At 64.5% G+C, this 7,542-nt stretch carries 8 protein-coding genes; 1 reads left to right on the top strand and 7 read right to left on the bottom strand.

The window, feature by feature from the left end; all coding sequences use genetic code 11:
• Positions 1-797, bottom strand: a 797-nt coding sequence (locus EN738_RS27065) for an ATP-binding cassette domain-containing protein (RefSeq protein ID WP_127286374.1), incomplete at its 3' end; no start/stop codon positions are given.
• A gap of 85 nt (positions 798-882) precedes the next feature.
• A complete protein-coding gene (locus tag EN738_RS27070) occupies positions 883-1,923 on the bottom strand; it encodes an ABC transporter substrate-binding protein (RefSeq protein WP_127286370.1) in 1,041 nt (346 codons plus the stop codon).
• Positions 1,924-2,153: 230 nt separating this feature from the next.
• On the opposite strand from EN738_RS27070, the gene EN738_RS27075 reads away from it, so the two are divergent.
• Positions 2,154-2,855, top strand: coding sequence for a GntR family transcriptional regulator (locus EN738_RS27075; RefSeq protein WP_189605993.1), 702 nt, complete (start codon positions 2,154-2,156; stop codon positions 2,853-2,855).
• 9 nt (positions 2,856-2,864) lie between these two features.
• On the opposite strand, the gene EN738_RS27080 is transcribed toward EN738_RS27075, so the two are convergent.
• The 5 genes from EN738_RS27080 to EN738_RS27105 form a co-directional block, all read right to left on the bottom strand.
• Positions 2,865-4,007 (bottom strand): ABC transporter ATP-binding protein, encoded by a 1,143-nt coding sequence (locus EN738_RS27080; protein ID WP_127286371.1) that lies wholly within the window; start codon positions 4,005-4,007, stop codon positions 2,865-2,867.
• Entirely contained in the window at positions 3,997-4,605 is a 609-nt protein-coding gene (locus EN738_RS27085) for a cupin domain-containing protein (protein ID WP_127286376.1), read from the bottom strand. Before EN738_RS27085 ends, EN738_RS27080 begins: the two co-directional genes overlap by 11 nt.
• A 265-nt stretch (positions 4,606-4,870) precedes the next feature.
• On the bottom strand, positions 4,871-5,941 hold the full coding sequence (locus EN738_RS27095; protein ID WP_127286372.1) for an ABC transporter substrate-binding protein: 1,071 nt from the start codon (positions 5,939-5,941) through the stop codon (positions 4,871-4,873).
• A gap of 30 nt (positions 5,942-5,971) precedes the next feature.
• Positions 5,972-6,805, bottom strand: a complete 834-nt coding sequence (locus EN738_RS27100; protein ID WP_127286373.1) for an ABC transporter permease — start codon at positions 6,803-6,805, stop codon at positions 5,972-5,974.
• The coding region (locus EN738_RS27105; RefSeq protein WP_145966940.1) for an ABC transporter permease at positions 6,802-7,542 on the bottom strand (741 nt) is incomplete at its 5' end. The genes EN738_RS27105 and EN738_RS27100, both read right to left, overlap by 4 nt.

The raw sequence follows: 7,542 nt of genomic DNA on the forward strand, positions 1-7,542 counted from the left end.
GAGGTCATGCGGATCTTCCTGTCCTCATACCAGACGCTGCCGTTGCGGCTTTCGACCGGGATGAAGTTGGAATCGCCGATGAAGCCGGCGACGAAGCGCGTTTTGGGCGCGGCGTAGAGCACTTCCGGCCGATCGATCTGCTCGATGCAGCCGGCATTCATGACGGCGATGCGATCCGACATGGTGATCGCCTCGCGCTGGTCGTGGGTGACGTAGACGGTCGTCATGCCCAGCCGGCGATGCAGATTGCGCAATTCGATCTGCATGTGCTCGCGCAGGCTCTTGTCCAGGGCCGAAAGCGGCTCGTCCATCAGCACGATGCGCGGCTCGAAGACGATGGCGCGGGCCAGCGCCACGCGCTGCCGCTGGCCGCCGGAAAGCTGGTCGACGCGGCGCTCGCCGAGCCCTGTCAACTGCACGAGGTCCAGCGCCTTTTCGACGCGCTCGGCCGTCTCCGCCGTCGAGACGCGGCGCTGCTTCAACGGAAAGGCGATGTTGTGGAAGACATTCATATGCGGGAACAGCGCATAGTTCTGGAACACCATGCCGATGTTGCGCCGGTGCGGCGGCATGGCGATGATCTCCTCGCCGCCGACCTTGATGCTGCCGGCATTCGCCCTGACGAAGCCCGCCAGGATCATCAGCAGCGTCGTCTTTCCCGAGCCCGACGGGCCAAGCAGCGTCAGGAATTCACCCGCCGCGACATCGAGCGAAAGATCGCGCAGCACCGAGACGCCGCCGAACCTCTTTTCGATGCCGCTGATGCCGATGGGAAGCGCGGTCGGCGCGATGGACAAAAGCATCTCCCTGGACTCCGGATCATTCATGGCGGGACGGAGCTGGGGCAGCGCCTGGACGCTGCCCCGACCGGTGCCACCCTGTCTATTGCTGGATCAGGTTGTTGAACTTCTCGGTCGCCTCGACGAGGGTGTCGCGCCAGAATTCGGGATCCTGCAGCACTTGCTTCTTGACGTTGTCCGGCGCGGAATTGATGTCCTTGATCCGCTCCGGCGGGATCTTGCCGGTCTCGAAGGCCTTCTCGTTGGCCGGGCCGTTGTCGACATAGAGCGGCAAATTGGCCTGAAGGTCGGGGCTGACGAACTTGGCCAGCGCCTTCATGGCGAGGTCCTTGTTCTTCGAGCCTTTGGGGATGACCATGCAGTCGGCGGTGAGAACGCCCTGGTCGAAGGAGAAGCTGACCGGCGCGCCTTCCTTGCGCAAGGTGCCGGCGCGGCCGTTCCAGATGCTCGCCATGTCGACCTCGCCGTCCTTGACGAGCTGCATGGCCTGGGCGCCCGAGGTCCACCAGGCGTCGATATGGCCCTTGACCTTGTCGACGGATTGCAGCGCGCCGTCGATGTCGACCGGATAGACCTTGTCGATCGGAATGCCCTCGGCGAGTGCGGCGACACTCAGCGTTTCCGTCGCCTGGCTGCCGGAGAGCGCGCGGCGGCCGGGGAATTTCTCGACATTCCAGAAATCGGCCCAGGTCTTCGGCCCCTTGTCGCCGAAAACGTCGGTCCGGTAGATCAGCACCACGGAGGTGTAGGAGATGCCGACCCAGTCGTCATGGACGAGCTTGGGATTGATGCCGCTCTTGTCGATGACGCTGTAGTCGAGCTTCTCGAACAGGCCTTCCTTGGAGCCGCGCGCGCATTCGTCGGCACCGAGCTCGGTGATGTCCCATTTGACGGCATTGCCGGTGACCTGCAGGCGCACGTCGTCGAGGCCGTTGGTGGTGTCCTGCTTGATGGTGATGCCGAGTTCCTTGGCCGTCGGATCGAAGAAGGCCTTGGTCTCCGCCTCCTGATAGGTGCCGCCCCAGGAGGCGGCGGTGATGGTGTCGGCGGCCGATGCCGGGACGGCGACCGAGGCCAGCAGCCCCGCGACCGCAAGACTTTTGATGCAAAGCAGCTTCGTCATTTTCGCTTCTCCAACCGGTGTTCCCATTATCGTTGATTTGGTATGCGAATTTGTATACAATTTTGAGTGTAATTCGTCGGAGGCCGATGTCAACACGCGCCATGCGTTTTTGGTGACGAAAGATGGAGGCCAAGGCCGGAGCGCTACTCTGCTCGAAACGGTCCTGTTTCAAGCAAGCGCCAAAAGGCTCTAGACTGCGAATCCATGACAGACCGTTGGAGGCGGGACGCTTGAGCAAGGAGAGAAAGAACACGCTGCGCGATTCGGTGTTCGAGAAGCTGAAGGCGCTGATCATCACCGGCCAGATTCCGCCCGGCTCGCGTGTCACGGAAGCCGACATGGCCGAGCGCCTGAAGGTCAGCCGCACACCGGTGCGCGAGGCCTTCAACCGGCTGGAGCGCGACGGCCTGGTCATCGGCCGTCCGCGCCAGGGCTATCTGGTCGCCGAGTTCAATCTGACCATGTTCCGCGAGGCCTTCGACATCCGCGAGCTGCTCGACGGACGCGCGACCGAGCTGGCGGCGGCCAACGCCACCGCCGCCGACAAGACGCGGCTGCGCGCAGTTCTTGCCGAGTGCGAGCGTCTGGCCGCGATCCCCGACCGCAGCACCAGGGAGCAGTTCGAGGAACTGCAGGTCGGTATCGACCTGCATCGCGTGATCGCCGAAATCGGCGGCAACGAGATGCTCTCCGGCATGCTCTGCGGCATACTCGACAAGTGTCAGCAATATGTCTGGACGGAGCTTCTGTGGCTGGACGAGTGGAAGCTCACCCGCGAGGAGCACACCGGCATCGTCGACGCGATCTGCGCCGGTGATGTGGCGCTTGCCGGCGAGCGCGCCCGCGCGCATGTGCGAGGCTCACGCGAGAACATCCTGCGCCTGCTGCAGGCCAAATCCGACTATCAGGGTTTTTTCGCCAGGGCGTCCTGAGGCAAGCGGTCAATTGGAAAGCATAGGGCAGCTGGCGCCGCGGCGCAGGCTGATATGCGCCACGTCGCCGACGCTGAACTGAAAACCGTCGGCGCGGCGCGGCGCATCGATCACCACCCGCATCTCTTGCCCCAGCTCGGCGTGAAGGCGCAGCGTGCGGCCGTGAAAGACGACGCCGCTCACCCGCGCCGGCGCGGTGCCGTCAGCGGCTTCGGTGGCTGCCAACAGATCCTCGGGACGCACGCCGATGGTGCGCATCTCGCCGGCGGCCGGCATCTCGCCGGTTTCGGAGACAGCTTCCAGCGGCAGCTCGCCGGCGGCAAAGCGCAGGCGCTCGCCGTCGCGGCCGACGAAGCGCGACGGCAGGAGGTTCATGGTGCCGATGAAAGAGGCGACGAATTTCGTCGCCGGGCGGTCGTAGAGGGTTGCCGGCGGCGCGATCTGCTCGATGTGGCCCTTGTTCATGACGACGATGCGATCGGAGATCGACAGCGCTTCGGTCTGGTCGTGGGTGACCATGACGAAGGTGGTGCCGAGCCGCGACTGCAGCCGCTTCAGCTCGACCTGCATCTGCTCGCGCAGATGTGCGTCGAGCGCCGACAGCGGCTCGTCGAGCAGCAGCACGCGCGGCTCGCAGACGATGGCGCGGGCGAGCGCGACACGCTGGCGCTGGCCGCCCGAGAGTTCCAGGACGCGGGCGCCGAGCTTGTCGGCGAGGCCGACCATGTCGAGCGCCGCGCCGACGCGTTTCGCCTGCTCGGCGCCTGAGAGCTTGCGCAGCGACAGGCCGAAGCCGACATTCTCGGCGACATCCATGTGCGGGAACAGCGCATAGTCCTGGAACACGGTGTTGACCGGACGATCGAAGGGCCGCAGGCCCGTTATGTCGCGGCCTTCAAGCAGAACATTGCCGCTGGTCGGGCTCTCGAAACCGGCGATGACGCGCAGGCTGGTGGTCTTGCCGCAACCGGACGGCCCTAACAAAGTGAGGAACTCACCCGGAGCGATATCCAGGTCGACGGCGTCGAGACCAACCACACCACCCGGAAAGACCTTTGAGACTTTCTGCAGTCGAACTAATGCATCTCGCAATTCCGGACGGAAAACCGTGTCGCGCTTTTCCTGGAATTGCTCTGTCGCATCAGGCGCCATCGCGCACCTCGGAGGGTTTTGTCGTGTTGACCCAGAGGATCTGGCAGCACTCGGCGCCGGGGTTGCGGAAGGCATGCAGAAGCGTGCTCTTGAAGGCAAAGCTGTCGCCGGCCTTCAATCCGTAGGTGGTCCAATCGACCACCAGTTCGACCTCGCCCGTTATCACGAAGCCGAATTCGTGGCCGGCATGGGCGTAGGCTTCCGCCGTGCCGCCGCCGGCCTCGACCGTAACCAGCATGCCGGTGAGCGTGGCCGCTGGCGGCGAGAGCAATGCCTTGGCGATGCCTTCCGACTTGACCGGTATCTGCCGCCGCTTGTCGGCGCGCACGCAATAGAGGTCGTTGACGGCGTCATTGCCGTCGGCGATCAGCGCAGACGGTTCGATGTCGAGCGCGGCGGCCAGCGGCCAGATCACCTTGACACGCAGCGAGGACATGCCTCGCTCGATCTGGCTGAGCGCGCCGATCGAAATGCCGGCCTTTGCCGCAAGCTCGGCCAGCGACAGCTTGCGCTCCAGCCTCAGCGCCCGCACGCGCCGGCCGACGCGCACATCGGCATCGTCCTTCGACCTTTCGGCGGCTTCGTCAAAAACGTCCATGCGTTCGTCCTCGTTGCAGTACTTTGGCCAGCCAACAAAGCCGGTTCTGGTCTTACCGGCGTTGGCGCCACCCCTCATCGCCCTGCCGGGCACTTCTCCCCGTATAGTGACGGGGAGAAGGGGCTGACCGCAGCGTCGGCCGTCTTCCTGCAGCAACAGCGGCGATTTGCGAAAGCGGCGATGACAGCGCCCCTCTCCCCGTCACTATACGGGGAGAGGATGCCGGCAGGCAGGTGAGGGGCAGCACCGGCTTTGGCAATGGCGCTCAACCCCCGGCCTTCACCTTCTCGAACATCTTGGCGACGTCGTCGTTCTGCTTCATCGGCCCGGTGAAGATGGTGGTCTTCAGCATCACGTCCGGATCCGACGGCAGTTGCAGCTTTTCCAGCTCGTCCTTCGCCACGCCGGCGAAAGCGGTGCTCAGCGAACTGCCGTAGCCATAGGACTGGATCAGATACTTACCGGAGTCGGCGTCGAGCCGGCTGTTGATGAAGTCATAGGCGAGATCGACGTTCTTGGCGTCCTTCAGCATGACGAAGCCGCAGGACCAGGTCAGCATGCCCTCCTTCGGCTTCATGAACTCGACCGGCACGCCCTGCTTCTTCAGCGACGTAGCCGACGCGTTCCAGGTCATGGCGGCGACCAGTTGGCCGCTTGCCAGCGCCTGTTCGACCGAGGTCATGTCGGTGGTGTAGCTGGACAGCAGCGGCCGCTGCTCGCGCAGTTTTTCCGCCACCTTGTCCATCTGCTCCGGGGTCATGTCGAACGGATTCACGCCTGCCAGAAGTGCGGCGACGATCGGCGTGTCATGCACGGCGTCGATGGTCGCCATGCGACCGGCATACTGCTTGTCCCACAGAAGGTTCCAACTCGCCTCGGGGTTCTTCACCAGATCGGTGCGGTAGAGGATCGAGGTGTTGCCCCAGTCCCACGGCACCATCCAGACCTTGCCGTCGCCGGCCTGGATGTCGGGCAGGTTCTTGAACACCGGGAAGATCGAATCCCAGTTCTTGATGCGCTTGGTGTCGATCGGCTGCAGCAGGCCTTCCTTGTTCCAGCGCGCCACCTTGTCGTAGCAGGGGTGCGCGATGTCCGGCCGGAAGCCGGCCTTGACCTTGGTGAAGGCGTCGTCGTCGTCGCCGAAGATCGAGGCCTCGACGCCGTCCGGATGGGCCGCGAGGAAGCTTTTGTTGAAGTCGGGCAGTTCGTAGCCCGACCAGGTGAAATACTGCAGCTTGTCGGCGGCAAAGGCGACGGTCGACGACAGCGCGAGCGCCAGGGCCGCAAGGCCGGCGCGGGTCTTGTGTCCGGTGATCGATTTCAGCTGGAATGTCATGTTCGTTCTCCTCTCTTTCTTTGTTGTGGTTCAGGCTGGTTTGGCGGCGGCTGGCCGACGCGCAGCGCCAAGGCCACGGTGGCGCAGGATTTCGGCTGAGCCGGCGATGATGAAGGACACGGCCAGGATCACAGTGCCCAGCGCCATGACAGTCGGCAGCGAGCGCGGGAAGCGCAGCTGGCTCCAGATGTAGAGCGGCAGCGTCGGCTCGGTGCCGGCGAGGAAGAAGACGACGATGAACTCGTCGAAGGAGATAAGGAAGGCAAGCATGAAGGCCGACAGCACGGCCGGCGCACTCAGCGGCAGCATGACGCGCCGGAACGTCGTCCAGTCGGAGGCGCCGAGATCGAGCGCCGCCTCGCGGATGGTTTTGGGAATAGCGGCGAAGCGGCTGCGCATCACCACCACCGTCGTCGGCAGCGCGACAAGGATGTGCCCAAGCACGATCGAAACGCGCGACGGGCCGAGGCCGATGAGATTGACCAGAATCAGCAGCGATATGCCGACGATGACGCCGGGGATCAGGATCGGCAGCCGGGCGATGGCGCTGATCGTGGCGGCGAGCGGCGAGCGGCCGTAGAGATCCATATAGGACACGGTGATGCCGCAGAGCGTGGCGCCGGTGGCTGCAACCGCGGCGATGACGAGGCTGTTGGCGAGCGCGCCCGACAGCACCGGATTGCCATAGAGCGTCTCGTACCATTCAAGCGTGAAGCCCTGCAGCGGAAACGCAGCCTGGATGGAATTGTTGAAGGAAAACAGCGGGATCAGCAGCACCGGCAGATAGAGGAAGACCAGATAGCCAAGCACGTAGAGGCCGAGCCAGCGGCCGCCCGTGTTGATGTCGGTGCGCGTCGCGCTCATGTGCGGCTGCCAAATCTGCGGTCGGCGCCGCGCGCGACCAGCACCACGCACAGGATGACCAGCATGACGCAGACGGAAAGTGCGGCGCCGAACGGCCAGTCATTGGCCTTGCCGAACTGCGACTGGATCAGCGTGCCGATCATGGTGCTGGCCGGGCCGCCGACCATGGCCGGCGTGACGTAGTCGCCGACCGTCGGCACGAAGACGACGAGGGCCGCCGCCAGCACGCCCGGCATCGAATTCGGCAGCACGACGCGGCGGAACGCCGTGAACGGACGGGCGCCGAGATCGGAAGCGGCTTCGAGCAGCGATTTTGGGATCGTGTCCAGCGCGACATAGATCGGCAGGATGGCAAAGGGCGCGTAGGCGTGGGCAAGCGTGACCACGACCGCCGCCGGCGTGTTGAGGAAGGCCAGCGTCGGCTCCGACCAGATGCCACTTTCGATGAAGGCAGAGTTGAGCACGCCATTATAGGCAAGCACGATCTTCCAGGCGAAGACGCGCAAAAGATAGCTGGTCCAGAATGGCAGCGTGACCAGGAAGAGCAGCAGGCCGCGGCGCGGCCCGGCATGGAAGGCGAGATAGTAGGCGACCGGATAGGCGGTCACCACCGTCGCCAGCGTCACCAGACCGGCGATGACCAGCGAGCGCAGCGTCACCGTCCAGTAGAGCGGATCGGTGGCCACGGTGACGAAGTTCGCGGCTGTCAGGCCGACGCCGAGCAGCGAGCCGTCATT

The sequence above is a fragment of the Mesorhizobium sp. M4B.F.Ca.ET.017.02.2.1 genome, assembly GCF_003998955.1.
Lineage (GTDB): Bacteria > Pseudomonadota > Alphaproteobacteria > Rhizobiales > Rhizobiaceae > Mesorhizobium > Mesorhizobium abyssinicae.

Coding starts and splice junctions, on each gene's coding strand:
- EN738_RS27070 (WP_127286370.1), bottom strand. CDS start 1,923: ATGACGAAGCTGCTTTGCATCAAAAGTCTTGCGGTCGCGGGGCTGCTG.
- EN738_RS27080 (WP_127286371.1), bottom strand. CDS start 4,007: ATGGCGCCTGATGCGACAGAGCAATTCCAGGAAAAGCGCGACACGGTT.
- EN738_RS27085 (WP_127286376.1), bottom strand. CDS start 4,605: ATGGACGTTTTTGACGAAGCCGCCGAAAGGTCGAAGGACGATGCCGAT.
- EN738_RS27095 (WP_127286372.1), bottom strand. CDS start 5,941: ATGACATTCCAGCTGAAATCGATCACCGGACACAAGACCCGCGCCGGC.
- EN738_RS27100 (WP_127286373.1), bottom strand. CDS start 6,805: ATGAGCGCGACGCGCACCGACATCAACACGGGCGGCCGCTGGCTCGGC.